General features: G+C 67.6%; 19 protein-coding genes and 1 pseudogene. 10 read left to right on the top strand and 10 right to left on the bottom strand.

Annotation, left to right across the window (positions count from 1 at the left end; translation table 11 throughout):
* Positions 1-26: 26 nt before the first annotated feature.
* Complete coding sequence (locus ACLQ3C_RS20355) at positions 27-638, bottom strand: CGNR zinc finger domain-containing protein (RefSeq protein ID WP_425706916.1); 612 nt, start codon at positions 636-638, stop codon at positions 27-29.
* A gap of 127 nt (positions 639-765) precedes the next feature.
* On the opposite strand from ACLQ3C_RS20355, the gene ACLQ3C_RS20350 reads away from it, so the two are divergent.
* The 6 genes from ACLQ3C_RS20350 (at position 766) to ACLQ3C_RS20325 (ending at position 6,846) form a co-directional block, all read left to right on the top strand.
* Positions 766-1,653 (top strand): ABC transporter permease, encoded by an 888-nt coding sequence (locus ACLQ3C_RS20350; protein WP_425706915.1) that lies wholly within the window; start codon positions 766-768, stop codon positions 1,651-1,653.
* Between the two features lie 4 nt (positions 1,654-1,657).
* Complete coding sequence (locus tag ACLQ3C_RS20345) at positions 1,658-2,407, top strand: ABC transporter ATP-binding protein (protein WP_425706914.1); 750 nt, start codon at positions 1,658-1,660, stop codon at positions 2,405-2,407.
* A gap of 99 nt (positions 2,408-2,506) precedes the next feature.
* Positions 2,507-3,565, top strand: coding sequence for an ABC transporter substrate-binding protein (locus tag ACLQ3C_RS20340; protein WP_425706913.1), 1,059 nt, complete (start codon positions 2,507-2,509; stop codon positions 3,563-3,565).
* A gap of 5 nt (positions 3,566-3,570) precedes the next feature.
* Positions 3,571-4,602, top strand: coding sequence for a ketopantoate reductase family protein (locus tag ACLQ3C_RS20335; RefSeq protein WP_425706912.1), 1,032 nt, complete (start codon positions 3,571-3,573; stop codon positions 4,600-4,602).
* Positions 4,595-5,440, top strand: coding sequence for a sulfurtransferase (locus ACLQ3C_RS20330; protein ID WP_425706911.1), 846 nt, complete (start codon positions 4,595-4,597; stop codon positions 5,438-5,440). Before ACLQ3C_RS20335 ends, ACLQ3C_RS20330 begins: the two co-directional genes overlap by 8 nt.
* Positions 5,437-6,846, top strand: a complete 1,410-nt coding sequence (locus ACLQ3C_RS20325; RefSeq protein ID WP_425706910.1) for an FAD-binding oxidoreductase — start codon at positions 5,437-5,439, stop codon at positions 6,844-6,846. The genes ACLQ3C_RS20330 and ACLQ3C_RS20325 overlap by 4 nt, the downstream gene beginning before the upstream one ends.
* A gap of 16 nt (positions 6,847-6,862) precedes the next feature.
* Here ACLQ3C_RS20325 and ACLQ3C_RS20320 read toward each other — a convergent pair whose 3' ends face one another.
* From ACLQ3C_RS20320 to ACLQ3C_RS20310, 3 genes are all read right to left on the bottom strand, one after another.
* On the bottom strand, positions 6,863-7,216 hold the full coding sequence (locus ACLQ3C_RS20320) for a VOC family protein (protein WP_425706909.1): 354 nt from the start codon (positions 7,214-7,216) through the stop codon (positions 6,863-6,865).
* A gap of 184 nt (positions 7,217-7,400) precedes the next feature.
* Positions 7,401-8,144 (bottom strand): pyrimidine reductase family protein, encoded by a 744-nt coding sequence (locus ACLQ3C_RS20315; RefSeq protein WP_425706908.1) that lies wholly within the window; start codon positions 8,142-8,144, stop codon positions 7,401-7,403.
* Positions 8,141-8,665: a flavin reductase family protein gene (locus ACLQ3C_RS20310; RefSeq protein ID WP_425706907.1), complete on the bottom strand. Its 525-nt coding sequence runs from the start codon at positions 8,663-8,665 to the stop codon at positions 8,141-8,143. Before ACLQ3C_RS20310 ends, ACLQ3C_RS20315 begins: the two co-directional genes overlap by 4 nt.
* Before the next feature lie 223 nt (positions 8,666-8,888).
* Between ACLQ3C_RS20310 and ACLQ3C_RS20305 the strand changes: the two genes are divergently transcribed.
* Positions 8,889-10,043: a PLP-dependent aminotransferase family protein gene (locus ACLQ3C_RS20305; RefSeq protein ID WP_425706906.1), complete on the top strand. Its 1,155-nt coding sequence runs from the start codon at positions 8,889-8,891 to the stop codon at positions 10,041-10,043.
* 38 nt (positions 10,044-10,081) lie between these two features.
* On the opposite strand, the pseudogene ACLQ3C_RS20300 reads toward ACLQ3C_RS20305, so the two are convergent.
* Positions 10,082-10,234, bottom strand: a pseudogene (locus ACLQ3C_RS20300) (methylated-DNA--[protein]-cysteine S-methyltransferase); the annotation flags it as partial.
* 142 nt (positions 10,235-10,376) lie between these two features.
* On the opposite strand from ACLQ3C_RS20300, the gene ACLQ3C_RS20295 reads away from it, so the two are divergent.
* The gene (locus tag ACLQ3C_RS20295) at positions 10,377-11,330 is read left to right on the top strand and encodes an alpha/beta hydrolase (RefSeq protein WP_425706905.1); all 954 of its coding nucleotides are present in this window, start codon (positions 10,377-10,379) and stop codon (positions 11,328-11,330) included.
* Positions 11,331-11,420: 90 nt separating this feature from the next.
* Positions 11,421-13,076, top strand: a complete 1,656-nt coding sequence (locus ACLQ3C_RS20290) for a DUF222 domain-containing protein (RefSeq protein ID WP_425706904.1) — start codon at positions 11,421-11,423, stop codon at positions 13,074-13,076.
* Here the strand turns inward: ACLQ3C_RS20290 and ACLQ3C_RS20285 are convergent.
* Both ACLQ3C_RS20285 and pgm read right to left on the bottom strand, forming a co-directional pair.
* Entirely contained in the window at positions 13,030-14,076 is a 1,047-nt protein-coding gene (locus ACLQ3C_RS20285; protein ID WP_425706903.1) for a PHP domain-containing protein, read from the bottom strand. The two genes, ACLQ3C_RS20290 and ACLQ3C_RS20285, sit on opposite strands and share 47 nt — an antisense overlap.
* Before the next feature lie 2 nt (positions 14,077-14,078).
* On the bottom strand, positions 14,079-15,719 hold the full coding sequence (gene pgm, locus ACLQ3C_RS20280; protein ID WP_425706902.1) for a phosphoglucomutase (alpha-D-glucose-1,6-bisphosphate-dependent): 1,641 nt from the start codon (positions 15,717-15,719) through the stop codon (positions 14,079-14,081).
* A gap of 99 nt (positions 15,720-15,818) precedes the next feature.
* Between pgm and ACLQ3C_RS20275 the strand changes: the two genes are divergently transcribed.
* Entirely contained in the window at positions 15,819-16,448 is a 630-nt protein-coding gene (locus tag ACLQ3C_RS20275) for an alpha/beta fold hydrolase (protein WP_425706901.1), read from the top strand.
* A 28-nt stretch (positions 16,449-16,476) separates the two neighbouring features.
* Here the strand turns inward: ACLQ3C_RS20275 and ACLQ3C_RS20270 are convergent, their stop codons facing one another.
* The 3 genes from ACLQ3C_RS20270 to eccD all read right to left on the bottom strand — a co-directional run bounded on the left by ACLQ3C_RS20270 (position 16,477) and on the right by eccD (position 20,264).
* A complete protein-coding gene (locus ACLQ3C_RS20270; protein ID WP_425706900.1) occupies positions 16,477-17,277 on the bottom strand; it encodes an alpha/beta hydrolase in 801 nt (266 codons plus the stop codon).
* Positions 17,278-17,397: 120 nt separating this feature from the next.
* Entirely contained in the window at positions 17,398-18,807 is a 1,410-nt protein-coding gene (gene mycP / locus ACLQ3C_RS20265) for a type VII secretion-associated serine protease mycosin (protein WP_425706899.1), read from the bottom strand.
* Positions 18,804-20,264: a type VII secretion integral membrane protein EccD gene (gene eccD, locus ACLQ3C_RS20260; RefSeq protein ID WP_425706898.1), complete on the bottom strand. Its 1,461-nt coding sequence runs from the start codon at positions 20,262-20,264 to the stop codon at positions 18,804-18,806. The genes mycP and eccD overlap by 4 nt, the downstream gene beginning before the upstream one ends.
* Between the last annotated feature and the right edge of the window lie 332 nt (positions 20,265-20,596).

Here is a 20,596-nt window from a genome sequence, read left to right as displayed (position 1 = left end):
GTTCGGTGAGCGGCGTTCGTTGCCGGTCAGCGCTCGACGAGACGACTGCGGGCGCGGTAGCGGGCCGAACTCTGTTTGGCGCCGCAGACACCCATCGAGCACCAGACGCGGTTACCCGGCCGCGACCGGTCGACGAAGTAGAGCGAACAGTCGTGTCCGCGGCACAACCGGATCCGATGGGCGTAGCGGCCACTGAACAGTTCGATGGCCTCCCGGGCGAGCAACGCCGTGATCGCCGGGGCGTCAACGGGTTCGGCGAACACGGTCGCGTACCCGGCGGTATCGAGAAGTGCCGTGGGCGGGGTGCCGCGCGCCGCGCCGTTGATCGATTCGAGGTCGGCCGCGGCGGCCGGCGAGTCGTCGACACGCGACCGCACCACCCGGTGGATGGCCTCGCGCAGCTCCCGCGCATAGGTGACATCGGTGTGGCTGGCCGGCTTCTCGAGCACAGGGAGCCCGGCGACGTGCACCCAGCGTGCGAGATCGTCCGGACCGGTCAACAGTTCGCGATCGGCGAGGTCGCGTTTGGCGATCGTGGCGACGAAGTCGAGGACGATGCTGCCCGATCGGAACGGAAAGCCGTCGCGACGTTGATCGTTGGTCTCGATGACGTCGTGCGGGACATGGAGCGACACCATGGGATCGAACGTTAACCCCTGATGCGGTGGCCGTGCGCCTTTGAAATCACGGTGAGTCAGGGGTTTGACCCCTGACGGGTTTCGAGGAACCGTATCCCGCAGTTCCTATCCGATCGAGGAGTCCGCTGTGACCGTGACCGTTCACGATGCCGACCTCCGGCAGCCTTCTGACGTGGCCCGGCGCCGTGGCGAGACGCCCGGTGCGCCCGAACTCGTCACCCTGACCGCAGGCCCGAACCGGCGGTCGCGAATCCGTGTGCCCCGCTACGTGCGTCGCGCAATCGGACCGTTGCTGGTCTTGCTGGCCTGGTATGTGGCGTCGGCCACCGGGGTGCTGCCCGCCGACGTCCTGGCATCACCGCAAGACGTGTTCTCCCGTGGGGTGTCCATGTGGAGCAGCGGTGAATTGCCCTCGGCGATCGCCACTTCCGGCATGCGGGTGCTGATCGGCTTCGTGATCGGCGCGGTGCTCGCGGTCGTACTGGGGGTGACCGCCGGACTGTTCCGGTTCGGCGAGGATCTCCTGGACTCGACGCTGGGCATGCTGCGCATGGTCCCGTGGGTGGGTCTGATCCCGCTGTTCATCATCTGGTTCGGGATCGACGAGGAACCCAAGATCGCCTTGGTCGTCATCGGCGTGGTGTTCCCGTTGTACTTCAACATCTATGGGGCGATCCGCAACGCCGATTCGGGTCTGGTCGAGGCCGGCGAGACACTCGGGCTCTCACGTCTGGGCCTCGTCCGGCATGTGGTGCTCCCCGCGGCGCTGCCCGGCGCACTGGTGGGCCTGCGCTACGCACTGGGCACCGCATGGCTGGCATTGGTCTTCGCCGAACAGATCAATGCCACCAGCGGCATCGGATATCTGATGGACAACGGACGGCAGTTCTTCCAGACCGACGTGATCGTGGTCTGCCTGGTCGTCTATGCCATTCTCGGCCTGCTGTGCGACCTGGTCGTCCGGCTGTTGTCCCGGGTTCTGCTGTCCTGGCAGTCCAGCTTCGAAGGGAACTGATCCGATGAGCGCGACGATCTCCACGGCGACGATCTCCACGGCGACGGCCGTGTCGGTGTCCGGTCTCACCAAGCGTTTCGGTGAGACCACGGTCCTCCACGAACTCGATCTGACCATCGCGGCCGGCGAATTCGTCGTCCTGCTCGGCCGTAGCGGCTGCGGCAAGAGCACCCTGCTGCGCATCCTCGCCGGCATCGACCGGGAGGTCACCGGTGACGTCGAGGTGCCCCGCCGACGGTCCGTGGGCTTCCAGTCGCCACGACTCATGCCGTGGAAAAAGGTGTGGCGCAACGTCGTTCTCGGCCTTCCCGGACGCCCCGACCGTAAGCTGGCCGACCGATACCTGGCCGAGGTCGGGTTGAGCGACCATGCGAACTCCTGGCCGAAGACGCTCTCGGGCGGACAGGCGCAGCGGGTGTCGCTGGCGCGTGCGCTCGTCCGCGAACCCGACCTTCTGCTTCTCGACGAGCCGTTCGGCGCACTCGACGCCCTCACCCGCGTCACCGCGCAGGGCCTGGTCGCCGACCTCTGGGCCGATCACGGTTGCGCCGTCTTGATGGTGACCCACGACGTCGAGGAAGCCCTCCTGCTCGCCGACCGCATCCTCGTCATGGACGAGGGCAAGATCGATCACCAGATCCGCGTCGACCTCCCCCGCCCACGTGATATCGGCGCCGCCGAATTCGTCGAGGTCCGTCGCGACATCCTGGCGCGACTCGGCGCACTCGACCACACCACCACGTCGCCGCGCTGATCGTCGCGACCGACTCACCAGCTCTCATCATCGAACGGAGTAGATACGTCCATGTCCCGCAGCCTCTTCCGAAGAAACCGTGCGTCGCGCGTACGCCGCGTGTCCGCAGTGGCGGCCGCCCTGACCATCTCGGCCACCCTCGTGGCGGCCGGCTGCTCGTCGAACTCGGACTCGTCGTCGTCCTCGGGCGCACCGGGTGACCTGAGCTCGGTGTCACTGAAGATCGGCCAGACCGGGTGGCGCCAGACCTATGCCGCGCTGCAGGTCGCCGGGCTCGACCACACGCCTTACAAGACGGAGTGGCCGGTCTTCTCCGGCGGCGACCAGCAGATGCAGGCCATCCAGTCCGAGGCCATCGACGTCGCACAATCCAGTGAGATCCCGCCGATCTTCGCCGCTGCGGGCGGCACCGTCCGGTTCAAGCAGGTCGCATTCCAGACGTCGACGACCCTGCTGCAAGAAGTGATCGTCGGCAAGGACTCGTCGATCACGTCGATCAAACAGTTGAAGGGCAAGAAGGTCGGCTACGTCAAGAACACCACCGCGGCCTATTTCCTCAACGAGCTCCTCAAGCAGAACGGACTGACCTGGAAGGACATCGAGCCCAAACCGCTCCTGCCCAACGAGGGTCTGGCAGCGCTGAACGGCGGTTCCATCGACGCGTTCGCGAGCTACGGGAACACCATCATCCAGGCCCACCAGGGCGGTGCGAAGACCATCGGCTCCGGTGAGAACATCCTGTCGGGCAACTTCCCGTGGGTGGCGGCCAACGGGGTGCTCTCCGACGCCGGCAAGAAGGCGGCGGTCGCAGATCTGTTGGGGCGGATCAACCGGGCGTGGATCTATGTCCGCAACGGCCACGAGCAGGAATATGCGCAAGCCTTCGCCGATGCCACCCATCAGCCGCTGAACAGCGCACTGACCCAGGTCCAGAATCAAGAGCGTCAGCGCCCGACGACGGTCCACACGCCCACTCCCGAAGCAGTGCAGAGTCAGCAGCGTGTGGCCGACTCGCTGCAGGAGATCGGCGCCCTGCCCGGGCACGTCGTCGTCAAGGATCTCTGGACGAACGACCTCGATACGCTGCTGACACAACAGTTGTCGGCCACGCCATCGGCCCCGGCCGCGGCACCGGCGACCTCCTCGGCGGCGGGCTAGCCGACATGAGCCGATATGTGATCATCGGTGCCGGCGCACTCGGCACCGCCCTCGCCGCGGAGTTCGATGCCGCCGGAATCGATTCGGTGGTGGTGGCCCGCGGCGCCCAGCGCGAGGCACTGGCGGGCGGCCCGCTGCGCTACGCCCGACCCGGCGGGGTCCGCCGGGTACCGCTCTCGGTCATCGGCGGCCCGGCGGACATCGCCCTGACCGGTGACGACGTGCTCGTCGTCGCGGTCAAGGCGCACCAGGCACAGACGGTTCTCCAGGAGTGGGCCGGCGCATCCGTCCGGCTCGACACTGATTCGGAAACAGTTGCCGCAGAGACGCTTCCGGTGGTGACCCTGCAGAACGGGATCGACACCGAGGCCGTGGCGGCACGGTACTTCGCGACCGTGATCGGTGCATCGGTGTGGATTCCGGCCAACTTCGTCGTCCCCGGCAGCACCGAGGTGCACTCGGCCGGGGCCGCAGGGCTGGTGTGGCTGGGCGAATACGGTTCCGCCACAGGCGACGACGTGTCGGCATCGGCCGTCGCCGCCGACCTGCGCCGCGCCGACTTCGACGCACAGGTCGTACCCGACATCGAACGCTGGAAGCGGGCGAAGCTGCTGTCGAACCTCGGCAACGCGATCGACGTCCTCGCCGGCTCCGATGCCGAGCGGGCGAGGGCGGAAGCACTGGTCCGGGCAGAGGCCGACGCGGTGTTCGCCGCCGCCGGATGGGACGTCGCCGACTATCGGACGGAGTCCGCGCTGGACATCGGCGCCTTCCGCGCCACCCCGGTACCCGGGACGGACGGGCCGCGACGATCGACGTGGCAGAGTCTGCGACGCGGGGCCGGTACTGTCGAGACCGACCATCTCAATGGTCAGATCGTGCTCCTGGGCAAGCAATTGGGTGTGCCCACGCCGGCGAATCTCCGGGTGCAGCAAGCACTTCGGCGCCTCGCGGGTTCGGGAGCACATCCCGGTGACCTCGGTATCGCCGATGTGATCGGACCGGTACCGGATGCGAAAGGACTGATAGATGCCTGAGGCGCTGATCGATGCCGCGACCCTGCGGAACCGGCTCGACGAGCACACCCCGACGGTGATCCTCGACGTGCGGTGGAAACTGGGTGACGACCGCGGACACGAGCATTACGTCGACGGGCACATCCCCGGTGCGCTGTATGCCGATATCAATCAGGATCTCGCCGCCCCGGCCAGTGCCGCGGCCGGTCGGCATGCGCTACCCGCCATCGATGATCTGACACAGTCGTTGCAGCGCTGGGGCATTCATCCCGACTCGACGGTGGTGGTGTACGACGACAACGCGTCGCAGTCGGCCGCGCGTGCGTGGTGGCTGTTGCGGTGGGCCGGCATCGGCGACGTCCGGGTGCTCGACGGCGGGCTGTCGGCCTGGCGCGACGCCGGCAACCGCCTCGAGACCGGCGAGCAGACCGCTGCCGACACCGGCACCGCGACCGCCGTTGCGGGCGCACTGCCGACCTGGGACATCGATGCGGTCGCCAGGCGCGGACCCGACGTCCTGCTCGTCGACGCCCGCGCCGGTGAACGCTACCGGGGCGAGACCGAACCGGTCGATCCCCGACCGGGCCACATCCCCGGCGCCCTCAGCGCACCCACGGCAGACAATGTGGACGCCGACGGCAGGTTCTTGCCCGCGGATCGCCTGCGGAGCCGATTCACCGGCCTCGGGATCGGCGATGCGAAGGAAGTGGTCGTGTACTGCGGTTCGGGAGTGACTGCCGCACATGAACTCCTGGCCCTGGAGCTGGCCGGGTTCGAGGCCGCCCTGTTCCCCGGATCGTGGTCGCAGTGGTCGGCCGACGCGGAGCGGCCGGCTGCCGTCGGCGAGAATCCACGGTGAGCGCACTCTCGGATACCGAGATCACCGCCGGGCAGCGCGCGGCTGCCGAGTTGCGTTCGCGCCTCGGCGACGCGGTGGCCCTCGACGACGCCACCCGATCTGCGCACCGCGCCGACCGGTCCGGGGTCGTGCCGACCGGCCTGCCCGACGCGGTGGTGCGTGCGCGCAACACCGACGACGTGGTGACCGCGCTCGCGATCGCCGACTCGTTACGGGTTCCGGTGGTCACCCGGGGTGCCGGAACCGGTCTGGCCGGCGGTGCGTCGGCCGGCACCGGCACCGTGGTGATCAGCACCGAGGCGATGACCGCGATCCACGAGGTCGACCGCGCCGATCGGATCGCGCGGGTGCAGGCCGGCGTGCTGACCGCTGCCGTCGACACCGCCGCCGCGCGAGTCGGGCTGCGCTATGCCCCGGACCCGGGAAGCGTCGCGATCTCCACCGTCGGCGGCAACATCGCGACCAACGCCGGCGGACTCCGGTGTGTGAAGTACGGCGTCACCAAGGACTCGGTCCTCGGACTCCAGGCGGTGCTGCCCGGCGGGCGGATCGTGGAGACCGGTACCCGCACCGTCAAAGGTGTTGCGGGCCTGGATCTCACCTCGCTGCTGACCGGCTCGGAGGGCACGCTGGGCATCATCACCGAGGCCACTCTGCGGCTGCGGCCGATCGGCGACGACGTCGCGACGGTCGTTGCGACGTTCGGCAGTGCCGTGGCCGCCGGCGATGCGGTGGCCGCGGTGATGGACCTCGGCGTCGTGCCGTTGGTGGCAGAGCTCCTCGACGAGGTGTGCCTGCGCGCCCTCGACGCCTGGAAGGGGACGACACTACGGTCGGCCGGAAACACGCTGCTGCTCTTTCAGTACGACGGTGCCGACGCCGCGTCGGCCTCCGCACGGGCCGCGTCGGTGCTGCGGCGCCATGGTGCGACCCACGTCTCGACCGGCGACGACGGATCGACCGACCTGATCGCGGCGCGCCGGGATGCGTTGCCCGCGTTGGAACGTCTCGGGCGCGTCCTCATCGAGGATGTGGCGGTGGGTCCGTCGAAGGTGTCGCAGATGCTCTCTCGGATCGAGGAGATCGGCCGCTCGCATGGGCTGGTGATCGCCACGATGGCCCACGCCGGTGACGGCAACCTGCACCCGATCATCGTCATCGATCGGACAGCCGACGGCGCGGGCGAACCAGACGGCATCCCCGCGTCCGTGTGGCGGGCAGCCGACGAGATCTTCGGCTCTGCACTCGAACTCGGCGGAACCATCACCGGCGAGCACGGGATCGGCATACTCAAGCGGGCCTGGCTGCGCACCGAGATCGGTGATGTGGCCGCCGATCTCATGTCCGGGATCAAGAGTGTCTTCGACCCGCACGGCATCATGAATCCGGGTAAGGCCCTCGCCTGAGTTGCCGGGCCCGGCTCTAGCGACTCAAGGGGCTGTAGAACACCAGCCCGTTGCCCTTGTTGTCGTAGACCACGGCACGGCGTTCGTGCGCGTCGTCGTAGGGGCCCTTGACGATTCCGCCGCCGTTGGCCTCGATCGCCTTGGCGGCACCGTCGACGTCATCGGTCTTGATCCCGATGACGACCTGCCCGTGGATCGGATGATCGACGGCCGTGGCCAGTGCGACGGTGATGCCACCGCCGTCGAGTGCGGCATAGTGCGCACCGTCCCGGAACTTCAGTGCGAATCCCAAGGTCTCGGTGTAGAACTTGATCGACTCGTCGAGGTCGTCGGTCGAGAGCACGATCAAGCGGGTCTGGTAGTCACTCATCTGCTGCCTCCTTGTAGTGCATCACCCGTGGTGAATCACCTCTGGTGAATCACCCAGAGGCTAGCGCACCGCGCGGGCGCGGACCATCGCTTGATTCGCGATGATTCCTTCTTCCTCGCGTAGCCGATGGAGCGACCGCACAGCGCTTTTCGGAGATGTGGCCATGCATCGAGACGTCCGGCCGCTACCGTGTGTACCGCAGGAACAGATCATCGGCATGAGCGACCGCATGCCGCAAGCGGTAGCGGCGGGGCGCGTCGAGTGGGTTGACCGTCGCGGTCGCGGCATTGCCCACGGGAAGCGCCTCCGCGGTGAGCTGCGGAGTCAGCGTCACGCAGAGCTCGTCGATCAGATCGGTCTCGGCGAGCCGGTCGATCAATGTCGGACCGCCTTCGCAGAGGACGCGCCGCAAACCGCGCGCCGCCAGCTCTGCGAGGGCCGCCGGCAGGTCCACGTCGTCGGTTCCGGCCACGATCACGTCCGCGTCGTCGCCGACCGTACTGGTGTCGGCTCGGCCGGAGGTGATGACGATCGGCCGCATCGAGGGTTCCACCCCGAGGCAACGTCGGGGAAGGCGGCAGGACGCGGTCACGATGGCCAGCCGCGGTTGCGGCTGCGCCCCGTTCCACCGGTGTTCGGCCCGTAATGCGGCGAGCCGACCGGAGAGCTCGACGGGACCGTAGTTCTCGACGCGGGCCGTTGCGGCGCCGACGAGTACGACGTCCGACAGCGCGCGCAGGGCGTGGAACAGGGCGCGATCGGCGGCCGAGGACAACGGGCCCACCCGGCCCCGGAAGCTCACCGCGCCGTCGAGACTCATCACCATGTTGGTCCGGACACCCGCCGACCAGTCCGCATAGGAACCGGCGGCGAATGCGGCCGCGTCGAAGTCCGGTGCGGACGTCTGCCGGCCGTCTCCGCCGCTCACGCGGAGTGCCCGGGGTCGATGTCGTGGGTGTCGGCGAAGCTCACCCACGCCGCGGGGTCGGCGGTGTCGGTGGCGACGCCGCCGCCGTCCGGCTCGAGCAGGTAACCGGTGTGGTCTCCGAGGTCCAGCCGGTCGACGACGCGGCCGGCGAACCACATGGCCGCGTCGGTGAGAACGGGCAGCCCGTACGGCCCATGCGTCCACCGGCAGTGCGCGAATTTGTCGACGGCGTCACCGGTGGTGCCACCGAACAGCGTCGCCAGCTCCCGATGTTCGCGCGAGATGAGGTGTACGGCAAGATGATCAGCGCTCGCGGCGACGGTGAACGTGTGGTTCGACCGCGAGATCCCGACGAGAAATCGGCGTGGATCGATGCTGATCTGCGTGGCGAAGCCGACCAGACATCCCGACCGACCGTCGCGGCTACCGGTCGTCACCACGAACACCGGATAGTCGATCGACGCGACGAGACGATCGAATGCGTCGACCTCGCCCACGACGTCACCTCCCTGCTGGTTCACACGCTCTCCTCTCGAGCGCTCACACGCTCGATCTGGCACATACCCATCGGCCGCGGTTCTCAACCCCGCCGGCGATCTCACCCACAAGCGCTTCTCACATATTGGTATATCAGTTTCATCATGTGGCGATCGCGCGGTAATCTCGCTGCACGCGTCCACCCCGACGCCTGCCCGGTGACCACCCTCATCACTTTCCCTCCCGTCTCCCGGAAGTGGTGTATCCATGACGTCGCCCACCGCACCGCCCTCTCTCGCGCTCGACGCGATCCGCGGCTCCGCCATCCGTGATCTGCTGCGCATCACCGAACGCCCCGGCGTGCTCAGCCTCGCCGGCGGATTGCCGGCCACCGAGCTCATCCCCGTCGATCGGATCGCGGCCGCCGCGGACCGGACGATCGGTGAGGTCACCGCACTCCAATACGGACCCAGCCTCGGGGTCCAACGGTGTCGCGAGGCCATTGCCGATCTGTCCGGGTGCGACGCCGCCCAGATTCTCGTGACTCACGGCTCCCAACAGGCCCTTTCCCTCGTGGCGGCGGCACTGGTGAATCCCGGGGACACCGTCATCGTCGATGACCCGGTGTATGTCGGTGCGTTGCAGTGCTTTCAGGCCGTTCGCGCCGATATCGTCGCGCTGCCGATCACCGCATCCGGCACCGACACCGCCGGCTTGGAGTCCTTGTTGCGGACGGGCGTGCGACCCCGAATCGTCCACACGGTCAGCAACTTCCACAATCCGTCCGGGATCACCGCGAGCACCGCGACACGGGAGGCCCTCGCGAGCCTGGCGCAGGAGTACGGGTTCTTCATCATCGAGGACGACCCGTACGGCGCGCTGCGGTTCGACGGCGTTCCGATCGACCCGATCCCGGGCGAGCGGGTCATCCGGCTCGGCAGCACCTCCAAGATCCTTGCGCCGGCCCTGCGCGTCGGGTGGATGCAAGCACCGCCGACGATCATCGCAATGATCGAACGACTCCGGCAGAGCGCCGACCTCTGCGGCTCGACGCTGTGTCAGTTGATGGCCGCGGATCTGCTCTCGGATTCCGGGTGGCTCGCCGGTCACGTCGACGGCCTTCGAACCGAATACCGCAGGCGGGCAGAGTCGTTGGTGGAATCGCTCCACCGACATCTCGGTGGGCGGATCGAGCTGAATGCCCCGCAGGGCGGAATGTTCTGCTGGGCGCGCCTGCCCGGTGTCGACACGTCAGCGCTTCTGCACGCCGCGGTCACCGAAGGGATGGCGTTCGTCCCGGGCTCGGCGTTCGCCGTCACCGCCGACTTCGGCGAGCACCTGCGACTCAGCTTTGCCACCCTGCGGCCGCCCCTCATCGACGAGGGCGTACGTCGCCTCACTGCCGCACTCGACCACGAATAGTCCGATCCCGGAACGTGTTCGGCGCGCGGGCCCCGTTCTCAGAAGAGGCGTCCGGCACTCTGCGCCGACGGCTCCTCCAAACGCAGCAGGGCACGCTTGCGATCCAGTCCCCCACCGAACCCGGTGAGTGATCCGTCGGCGCCGATCACCCGATGGCAGGGGATGATGACGCCGATCGGGTTACGGCCGACGCCCCGATCCCGTCTTCCCGGTCCCGTCGTCTCGGTCCTGTCGCCACAGTCCCGTCGCCCCGGACCTGTCGCCACAGTCCTGTCGTAGGCGCCCCCTATGGTTGAGGGCGTCAGGTGAACGCCGGCTCGTGACGGGAGTGCGATGAAGCTCGGATTGACCCATCTACGGGAGCCGGTATCCGCGGCAGACCTGGCCGCGACCCAGGCGTTCTACGCGTCGCGAGTCGGTGGGGTCGGGCCGAGGACTGCAGCCGAACTGGCAACCGTGCGGGCCGCACGCGCCGTCGACCCGGCCACACCCACGAGGGCTGTCGAAGAAGTCGTCGAGGTCGACGGACATCGGGTTCCGATCCGGATCATCACCCCCGAGCACGGACCCGCGTCAGGCGTCCACCTGTATCTACACGGCGGCGGCTTCTACATGGATTCCGCGGCCCGCACCGACGCCCACAACACCCGGCTCGCGGACGCCATCGGCGCCGTTGTCGTCGGCGTCGACTATCGGCTCGCCCCCGAGTCAGCGTGGCCCGCCGCGCCGGACGACTGTGAGACGGTCGCCCGATGGCTGATCGACACTGGCGCACGGCGATTCGGCACCACTGCCCTGACGATCGGCGGCATGTCCGCCGGGTCGACCCTCGCGATGACGACGCTACTGCGCCTCCGTGATCGTGGCCTCGCGTCCGTGTTCACCGGCGCGGTCCTCGAAGCGGGCAGCTACGACCTCAGCGCCCAAACCCCCTCTGGCCGAACGATCGCCGACGAGTACTTCATCGAAGCGTACGTCGGACACGTCGACGACCGCACCGTCGCCGACATCTCCCCGGTCTTCGCGGATCTGCGGGACCTGCCGCCGGCGCTCCTCGTGATCGGCGAGGATGATGTGGTACTCCCCGACAACCTCGCCATGCTCGCCCGGCTCGTCGCAGCCGGAAACGACGTCGACCTCCGTCTCTACCCATCCGCACCCCACGGCTTCACCATGCACCCCACGCCGATCGGGCGACAAGCATTGCGCGACATAGACTTTTGGCTCACGCAGCGACTCACGCATCTAGACGGTCGACGTTCGACCGAGAAACTTTCATCGAGTTGAGTCGGAGAGTTGCCATTCGGTCATACCGGGTGTAGTCTCGAACGTACCAGCGACGAACTGATGTTTGATCGCATTCACTGGGGGGTGACAATGACAACGATCGACCTGCCGGCTCTCGCGCCGGATGAGCAGGTGACGTTGCTGCATGCCCTCCTTGATCAGATGGCTGCGACGGATCTGTCGCAGTGTTCGGATGAGTCGTTGTTGGAGGTCGCGGCAGCCAATGAGCGGGCGATCAACCGGTTGACGTTCCAGGGTGACCGGCAGATCCTCGAACTATCGGATCGGAATGCGGAGCGCCGGTTGGGTTTTCGGTCGGTGACCGACATGATGGTCGTCGGGTTGCGCGTGTCGGAGCCGATGCGCCGACGCAAGCAGATGACCGCCACCGCGACCTATCACGGGTTGACCGGCGAACCACTCAAGCCGAAATATCCGACTCTCGCTGAGGCGTTCGCCGAGGGTGCGGTCGGGCCCGCACATTCACGGGTGGTGATCGACGTCCTCGACGACATCCCGCATCAGGTCGACCACGCCATCAAGGTCAACGCCGAAAAGCAGATGGCCGACTACGCCCGTGTGCACACCCCGGCGGAGTTGACGGCGATCGGTGCCCGACTGATGGCACACCTCGATCCCGATGGTGAGTTGACCGACGACACCGACCGTGAGCAGAAACGGCAGGTGTATCTGAACCGGCAGAACGCGCAGTTGATGTCGAAGTTGGAAGGGAAGGTCAACCCCGAGTTCCGCGCCAACCTCGAAGCCATCCTCGCCGTCTGGGCCGCCCCCGGCATGAACAACCCCGACGACCCCGACTCACCGTCGGGTTCCGTCCAAGATGCTGATCCCGAGAAGTTGGCGGCCGCGGCCGAACGTGACACGCGCAGCCAGGCCCAACGCAATCACGATGCGCTGCATGCCGTCTTGAAGCTGGTCCTGAAGTCAGGGGAACTCGGCGACTCCCATCGCGGACTACCGGTGCAGCTGATCATCAAAGCCGACCTCACCGACCTGATCAACGAAACCGGACTCGGCGTCACAGCCACCAACAGCCTGCTGCCGATCAAACACGTCATCAAACTCGCCGCCGACGCGCAACCGTGGTTGGCCGTGTTCGGTGACCACACCACCGTCCCCCTCTACCTCGGGCGCGCCCGGCTCGCCAGCCGCGGCCAACGCATGGCGTTGTTCGCCAAACCCGACGGCCAAGTGTGCTCACACCCCGGCTGCTCACAACCGGCCGCGCACTCGGAGATCCACCACGCCACCCTCGACTACGCCAAGGGCGGCCTGACCAACATCGACGACCTCGCTCCGGCGTGCCCGAAACACAATCGGATGGTCGGCGACCGCCTCGGCCAGTACACCACCGGCATCTACCGCGACGGACCTTTGGCGGGCCGCTGTTGGTGGCGCCGCAACGCCGCCCCCGGCGCCCCACCCAACCCGAAACGCATCAACAAACTGCCCGACGTCGGACCCGACTTCACCGCCGGGCTCGCAAAAGTGCGCGCCCAAATCCACCGGCAACCACCCGACCCACCCGACAACGCTAAACCGTTGCCGGACAAGAGCACCGGTGGCCACGACGTCGTCGAGATCATCACCTGGGATCCCGCCGACGTACTGAATGATGCCGTCGTACTCTCACCGAGCGAAGCGCGCCTACGCCACCTACTCGCCACCCGCGGACGGATCAGCCACTCGCCCACTTCAACAGCCGATCGACCGGCCACGTGGTGATGATGCGGTCCGGGTCGATGCCGTGGTCGTATGCGCGGCGGGCGCCGAGGACGGTGAACTCCAACTGTCCCGGGGCATGCGCGTCGGAGTCGATCGCGAACAGGCAGCCCAACTCGATGGCGATGTCGATCAACTCGTCCGGCGGGTCGACCCGCTCGGGACGCGAATTGATCTCCACCGCCGTGCCGTTGGCCGCGCATGCCTCGAATACGGCGCGCGCATCGAAGGTCGAGGGTGGCCGGTGCCCCCGCCCGGAGAGCACCCGACGGCCGGTGCAATGTCCGAGCACGTCGACCCGTGGATTGCTGACGGCGGCGACGAGCCGCCGCGTCATCGCGTCGTGTTCCATCCGAAGCGCGGAATGTACCGATGCGGTGACGATGTCGAGCTGCTCGAGCATCTCGTCGGTCTGGTCGAGGGACCCGTCGTCGAGGATGTCGACCTCGATCCCCCGCAACAACCGGATCGTCGTGCCCGGGTCATCGTTGTACCGCCCGATCGCGTCGATCTGACCGGACAGCCGCTCGGCGCTGAGGCCGTTGGCAATCGTCAGCCTCGGTGAATGGTCGGTGATCGCCAGCCACTCCAGCCCGAATGCTGTTGCTGCTTCCGCCATTTCGTCCAGTGGTGCGCCACCGTCGCTGGCGTCGGTGTGTGCATGGCAGTCCCCGCGCGCTGCGGCGACGAGGTCGGTGGCCGGTCCGGCGGGATACGGCGACTCCTCGTCCTGCAGCCGGGACAAGTATCCGGGCACCCGCCCGGCAAGCGCGTCGACGATCACGGCGGCGGTGGTCTTGCCGATCCCGGCGATGGCCGTCAGTGTGCCGGCTTCCGACCGAGTGCGCAGATCGGCGGTGTCGAGCTGCGCCGCAGCATGCGCTGCCCGGCGGAACGCCTCGACCCGGTAGGTGCTCTCACGACGCCGTTCGAGCAACCAGGCGATCCGGCTCAGCGCGGCGGACGGGTCGATCGGAGCGGACAGCGGCGCGAGTGGTCTCATCGCTAGCCGAGTGCGGCGTCGACGACCTCTTGCGCCTGCTGCTGCACCTGCGTCAAATGCTCTGCGCCCTTGAAGGATTCGGCGTAGATCTTGTAGACGTCCTCGGTGCCCGACGGCCGGGCGGCAAACCAGGCGTTCTCGGTGGTCACCTTGACCCCGCCGATCGCCGCGCCGTTGCCGGGTGCCTCGGTCATGATCGCGGTGATCTTCTCGCCGGCCAGTTCGGTCGCGCTGATCTGATCGGCCGACAGCTTCGAGAGGACGGCCTTCTGCTCGCGAGACGCGGGCGCATCGATTCGGGCGTAAGCGGATTCGCCGAATTCGCCGGCGAGTTCGCGGTAGCGCTGCGACGGCGTCTTGCCGGTCACCGCGAGAATCTCGGAGGCGAGCAGATCGAGGATGATGCCGTCCTTGTCGGTGGTCCACGGCTTGCCGTCAAAGGTCAGGAACGACGCTCCCGCGCTCTCCTCGCCACCGAAGGCGATGGACCCGTCCAGCAGGCCGTCGACGAACCACTTGAATCCCACCGGAACCTCGACGAGGCGCCGGCCGATGGCCCCGACGACCCGGTCGATCAGCGACGACGAGACGAGGGTCTTGCCGACACCGGCTCCCTGCGACCAGCCGGGCCGGTGGGTGAACAGATAGTCGATCGCCACCGCGAGGTAGTGGTTGGGGTTCATCAGCCCCGCATCGGGGGTCACGATCCCGTGCCGGTCGGAGTCGGCGTCGTTTCCGGTGGCGATGTCGTAGTGGTCGCGCGCCCCGATCAGTGAGGCCATCGCGTTGGGCGAACTGCAGTCCATCCGGATCTTGCCGTCGGTGTCGAGCGTCATGAACGAGAAGGTCGGGTCGACCGTCGGATTGACGACCGTGAGGTTCTCCAGGTTGTATCGGAAACCGATTGCGGCCCAATACCCGACCGACGCACCGCCGAGCGGGTCGGCGCCGACGCGGATGCCCGCCGAACGGATCGCCGCCATGTCGATGACGTCGGCCAATCCGTCGCAGTAGCGCAGCATGAACGGGTAGTCGTCGACGTACTCGCCGGCCCGCGCCCGCTCGAAGGGGATGCGCTTGACACCGGAGAGCCGCGCGCGGAGCAGCTCGTTTGCACGGTCGGCCACCCAGGAGGTGATGGCCGTGTCGGCGGGACCACCCGAGGGCGGGTTGTATTTGAACCCGCCGTCGCGCGGCGGATTGTGCGACGGGGTGACCACGATGCCGTCGGACTGCACGCCCGGATTCTCCGCGTTGAACTGCAGGATCGCGCGGCTCACCGCGGGCGTCGGGGTGAAGGAGTCGCCCTCGGCGGTCAGCGTGTTCACCTCGTTGGCGGCGAGGACCTCCAGCGCGGTGCGCCAGGCCGGGACCGACAGCGCGTGGGTGTCGAATCCGATGAACAGCGGCCCGGTGATGCCCGCGCCGGTGCGGTAGTCGACGATCGCCTGGGTCGTCGCCAGGATGTGTGCCTCGTTGAACGAGGAGTCCAGGCTCGCGCCGCGATGTCCGGACGTGCCGAAGACCACCTGCTGCAGCGGGTCATCGGGATCGGGGGTCTTGTCGTAGTAGGCCTGCTCCACTGCGGCCACGTCGATGAGATCTTCGGGCTGTGCCGGGGTGCCGGCTCGGGGATGTGCCATATCCCCGATTCTGCCACCGATGCACCGGTCGGCGGGGTCGACCGGAACCGAACGGTTATCGTGGAGCACCGCTACGTCTGCCGGTAAGGAGCGACCTCGATGCCCGTGCGCACCGCCGATCCGCGGTTGATCGTCCTCGTCCTGCCCGGCGGGACCGATTCGAGTTACCGTCCGTTTTCGCCGTGGCAGGGTTCGGCGCTGCGGATGTATCCGTTCACCTGGTCGATCCGGATGCGTTTCGGTCGTGCCGTCGACGTCCGGCAGGTGCGGTACCGGGTCTACGGCTGGAACGGTGGGCAGAAGTCGCCCATGCCGTATGCGCGTGCCGCGCTCGAGCAGGCCTGCCGTGACCATCCCGACGTCCCCGTCGTGGTGATCGGGCATTCGATGGGTGGCCGGATCGCCGCGCGCCTCGCCGCCGACCCGCGGGTCACCGGCGTGCTCGGGTTGGCGCCGTGGTGGCAATTCGCCGACTGGCGATTCATCAACGACGATGCCCGTGTCCTCGCGATCCACGGCGAGGCCGATACCGTCACGTTCGCCCGGCGCACCGCCAAGGGCATCGACGAACTTCGGGACCGCGGCGTCGACGCGACCTACCTCCCGGTGCCCGGTGGACATCACCCGATGCTCGACCACATTGCTGTATGGCAGCTTGCCGCACTGGATTTCGTAGCCCACGAGCTGGCGCCGGCGGGAACGGCCGTGGGCAGCCGTCAGCGTGGGTGATTCTTCGCGGGGCCGTGAAGCCCGGCGTTCAGAGCTTCTGTGTCTCGAGCCAGGACAGGCACGAATCGGCGACCTCCCGCCAACCGTTGTCGATGGTCAGTGAGTGCCCACGATCGTCGAAGCCGATGAGGTCGGTCACCGCGGTCGAGTGCCGGTACTGCTTGCGGGTGGCCTTGGTGATCGTCGGCGGGACGGTGCGGTCACGGCCGCCCTCGATCAGCAGGAGTGGTCCGCGACCGTTGTTGCCGGTATCGACCTTCGCCGGTGATTGCGGCGAGAAGTTGGCCGCGGCCGCTTCGAACAGCGGACGGCCGGGAGGCGGGATGGTCCACTGTTCGTAGAGGGCGTCGGACTCCTCCCGGCTCACCGCATTGCCGAACGCAAAGCGGAACTGCTCGGGCGTCAGCGAGACGGCGCGATGTTTGTTCGCCGGATTCTTGAATACCGGAAATGTTGCGCGCAATGCCGAAAGCGGCAGCGGCAACACACCTTTGATCTGTGCCGCGTCGATGGCGACCCCGGCGATCCCGTGGTTGTCGCCGAGCAATTTCTGCACGAGCATCCCACCGAACGAATGGCCGACCAGTACTGTCGGCGCCGCGAGGTCGTCGATGTATTGCGCGTAGTGCTCGAAGGCCTGCGTGATACCCACATCGGCGATCGCCTCGGGATGGTCCCGTGTCTCCTGGACCGTCGGCGCGTCACCCGGCCAGCCCGGGCTGTGCGGAATGTAGCCCCGCTCGGCGAACAGATCGCTCCACGACTGCCAGGACGAGGAATGCAACCACAAACCGTGAATGAAGACAACGTGCGTCTCGGCGTCGACCATGGGAATCCCCGATCGGAGATCAAGCGCGGATGGGTCCGGCGCGTCAACCTCGGCGGCCGCACCTCACCGTAGACCGCTCACCGGCGATGCGCTGTGGAAAGCGCGGCCCGAGCGGCGCGGTCAGTCGTCGTCGATGTCGCGGTAGGCGGTCTTCTCATCACGAATGCGTCGCCGCGGCGTGAACAGCGCCCACGCGGCGGCGATGAGAAAGACGCTGATCCCACCGACGATGAGCGCGATGTCGCGGGTTCGGGTAGCTGTCTTGTCGGGCGGCGCGGGTCCGGCGATCTGCTTGTGCAGCACCGAATTCGGCGACGCGACCGATTTCTCGGCAGTGACGGCGGCGACCGGGTCGACGAGTCCGTATCCGGTCGCCATGTCGGGGCCACGTCCACTCGTGTGGGCGGTGCGCTTGATCAGATCCATCACTTCGCCGGCGGTCATGGTGGGGTGCTTTGCGCGCACCAGCGCGACCAGCCCGGAGACCACGGCAGCCGCGAAACTCGTTCCGTTGAACGAAGATTGGGCACCCTTGATGACCTGTCGATTGACCAGTCCGGAGCCGGTGCTGCTCAGTGACACGACGTTCTCGCCGGGCGCGGCGACCGAGACCCAGGGACCGGTCAATGAGGAGGAGGCCGGCTCGTCGTCAGCGGTGACATTTGCCACCGACAGTACGTAGTCGGAGAACCACGCCGGACTCGCATAGGTGGTCATCCGCGACCATTCTTCGGATCGCGGTACGTTCGGGTCCACGCCGGGATTCTGCGGGCAGCGATCTTTGTCGACATTGCCTGCGGCGGCCACGACCACGACGTTGTGCTGGTAGGCGGCACGTACGGCGCGTCCGAGGGCGTTGTCGTCGACGGTGGAGCCGGCCGTGCCGCACGCCGCGGCAGATATGTTGATGACCGTGGCTCCCATGCTCACTGCACGGGTGATCGCGTACGCCAACGTGGTGGTGTTGCCGTATCCGGAGGAGACAGAATCGCTGTTGTCGCGATTGTTGCCGTCGACCTGATATGAGTCGCTGTTCTGGCGGATCGACAGGATCGTCGCGTCGGGAGCGACGCCGCTGAAGCTGTCAGAGGTCGACGGTCGTGCCGCGATGAGTCCGGCGACCAGGGTGCCGTGTGAATCGCAGTCGGTCAGTCCGTCTCCGCTTCCGACGTAGTCACCACCGCCGATCACCTTACGGAGACGGGGTTGCGGATGCACACCGGTGTCGATGACCGCGACCGTCTGTCCCGCCCCGGTGCTGTATGTCCAGGCGGCGCGGTAGTCCAGGACGAAGCCCGTCGGGTCGACTTGTGATACATCGGTGCCGGCGGCGAGCACCGGTGTGGCGCACTGCTGTTGCTGTTTGGTCTTGTCGGTGGGGCCCACCGGACCGTTGGGTGCACCGCCCGCGGCGATCCGCGGCGGAGCCAATGCGGCAGCGGGTCCGGCACCGGCGAGGACCAAGATGGCGACCGTCGCCAGGTTGGCGACCATCACTGTCGCGCGACGTACACGGATGGACAGGGTCATCCCCCGACGACCATTGCATAGAGGCCGATCGCCCACGCCAACGCGGGGAGGACCGCTGCGAGCGCGATGTAGTCCAGGTGGTCGGCGAGTCGCGCCCATCGCGGCGACTGCCGATCTGTGGCGAACACCCCGAAGACCACGCCGGCGACCACCAGCGCGAGCAGACACAGCGCGGAGACGGCATACATCAGCGACGGCGCCGTCCGTAACGACAGGGCGGTGATCACCAGGATCGCGACCCCACCGAACAGCAGCAACGCCGACGGCAGGAACGGCAGTTTGCGAGCGCTGCGCAGCATCACTGCAGCCGCGACGAGGGTGTTGAACACGATGACCGCCCACGGGGTGGAGTCGGCAGCGAAGGCCGCGATCGCCGTGCCGGTGATCGCGGTGGCCACGGCACCTACGTAGAAGGCGGATCGCGTGGCGCGGGCGCGCTCCACGGACTCGGCCACGGCCTCGGCCGTGGGGACTTGCGCACGCGCACCGGCCGCCACCCGGCGCTGCCGCTCACTGGGCTCGGCACGGTCGAATGGGTTGGTGAACAACTCAGACGTGCCCGCGTTGGGATCGGCTGGCGACGTGGGCGGGGCGACGGGTGGACGACGTCGGCGCAGGCTCGCGAGGAGCGGATCGGCGCCCACCGCGAACAGCAGACCGCAGGTGGCCAGAACCGTGCCCGAGACCTGGTCGGTCCAGTGGAAGGCGGCGTGCGCGACGGCGACCACCGCGCAGAGAGCGAACCCTACCGCCACGCTCACGTATCCGATGTGGCCGGCGCGGATGACCATGCCGCCGCCCATTGCGGAGATGATCATGACGCCGCACACGATGGCCGGTTCCCAGGCACTCATTCCGGCGGGCAGGTGTCCCACACCGACCGACGCCACCCCGAAGATCAGCGGTAGCGCCGCCCACCCCAATGCGGCGGCGATCGGCTGCTCGGCGTAGTAACGGCGGGCGACGACGGCGGCGACGACCAGAGCCACGACCACGCCGGACGTTTGGTAGGCCAGGGCGGTGCGCTGGGCCAGGCCGAAGTCGCCGAACAGAAGCACGTCACACACTGCGACGGTCAGCGCCAATCCGACAAAAGCCATCACCCGGGCGGCGCGGGGACCCCACGCCGGGTACCCTTCGCGGTTGAGTCGGGCCACCGCGTCGACGACGTCGTCGAACAGTTCGGGTGGTTTCAGTGCGCGTTCGGCGCGCAGGCTCAGCAGGTCACCGTCATGCGAACCCGCCATCGCCAACGTCTGGTCGCCGCGGACCTCGCGCCCGTTGGCCAGCCGGGTCAGCACCCAACGATCCCGCTTGTTGGGTATGCCGTTCGGCTCGTCTTCACGCCTGACATCCCGTGAGGCGATCAGCGCCGCGAGCTCGGGGACGATGTTGACGACGGGAACGTCGACCGGTAGCTCGATGTCGAGCTGGGTGCGTCCCCCGAAAACCGACACACGCACGGTCCGTGGCGCGGCCGATACCATCACCGTCTGCCGAAGCTCCCCTATCCCCGTCACAGCGCTCCAATCTAACCGACGGGATACCGTCGGGTCCCCCCGCGGTCATCCGGATGTCCGATACGACCGCTATCGCGTGACACTGCCCTCCACACCCTCGTCCATCTCGCCGCGACCACTCGGTCGGACGATTGCTCCACCTCAGACACCGATCGTCCTTCGAGCCCTCCGCTGCACGCGGTCCGCGCCGCTGCGGCTACCGCAACCGATCCCGACGCTCGTACAACAACGCCGCCGGCAAATACTGCGACTCCACCCCCACCTCGAAA

This window comes from Gordonia sp. DT30 (assembly GCF_049844915.1).
Classification (GTDB): domain Bacteria; phylum Actinomycetota; class Actinomycetes; order Mycobacteriales; family Mycobacteriaceae; genus Gordonia.
This window is presented reverse-complemented; position numbering and strand designations above follow the sequence as displayed.

Coding starts and splice junctions, on each gene's coding strand:
- mycP (WP_425706899.1), bottom strand. CDS start 18,807: ATGACCCTGTCCATCCGTGTACGTCGCGCGACAGTGATGGTCGCCAAC.
- ACLQ3C_RS20330 (WP_425706911.1), top strand. CDS start 4,595: ATGCCTGAGGCGCTGATCGATGCCGCGACCCTGCGGAACCGGCTCGAC.
- ACLQ3C_RS20285 (WP_425706903.1), bottom strand. CDS start 14,076: ATGAGACCACTCGCGCCGCTGTCCGCTCCGATCGACCCGTCCGCCGCG.
- ACLQ3C_RS20305 (WP_425706906.1), top strand. CDS start 8,889: ATGACGTCGCCCACCGCACCGCCCTCTCTCGCGCTCGACGCGATCCGC.
- ACLQ3C_RS20335 (WP_425706912.1), top strand. CDS start 3,571: ATGAGCCGATATGTGATCATCGGTGCCGGCGCACTCGGCACCGCCCTC.
- ACLQ3C_RS20355 (WP_425706916.1), bottom strand. CDS start 638: ATGGTGTCGCTCCATGTCCCGCACGACGTCATCGAGACCAACGATCAA.
- ACLQ3C_RS20320 (WP_425706909.1), bottom strand. CDS start 7,216: ATGAGTGACTACCAGACCCGCTTGATCGTGCTCTCGACCGACGACCTC.
- ACLQ3C_RS20345 (WP_425706914.1), top strand. CDS start 1,658: ATGAGCGCGACGATCTCCACGGCGACGATCTCCACGGCGACGGCCGTG.
- ACLQ3C_RS20295 (WP_425706905.1), top strand. CDS start 10,377: ATGAAGCTCGGATTGACCCATCTACGGGAGCCGGTATCCGCGGCAGAC.
- pgm (WP_425706902.1), bottom strand. CDS start 15,719: ATGGCACATCCCCGAGCCGGCACCCCGGCACAGCCCGAAGATCTCATC.
- ACLQ3C_RS20290 (WP_425706904.1), top strand. CDS start 11,421: ATGACAACGATCGACCTGCCGGCTCTCGCGCCGGATGAGCAGGTGACG.
- ACLQ3C_RS20275 (WP_425706901.1), top strand. CDS start 15,819: ATGCCCGTGCGCACCGCCGATCCGCGGTTGATCGTCCTCGTCCTGCCC.
- ACLQ3C_RS20270 (WP_425706900.1), bottom strand. CDS start 17,277: ATGGTCGACGCCGAGACGCACGTTGTCTTCATTCACGGTTTGTGGTTG.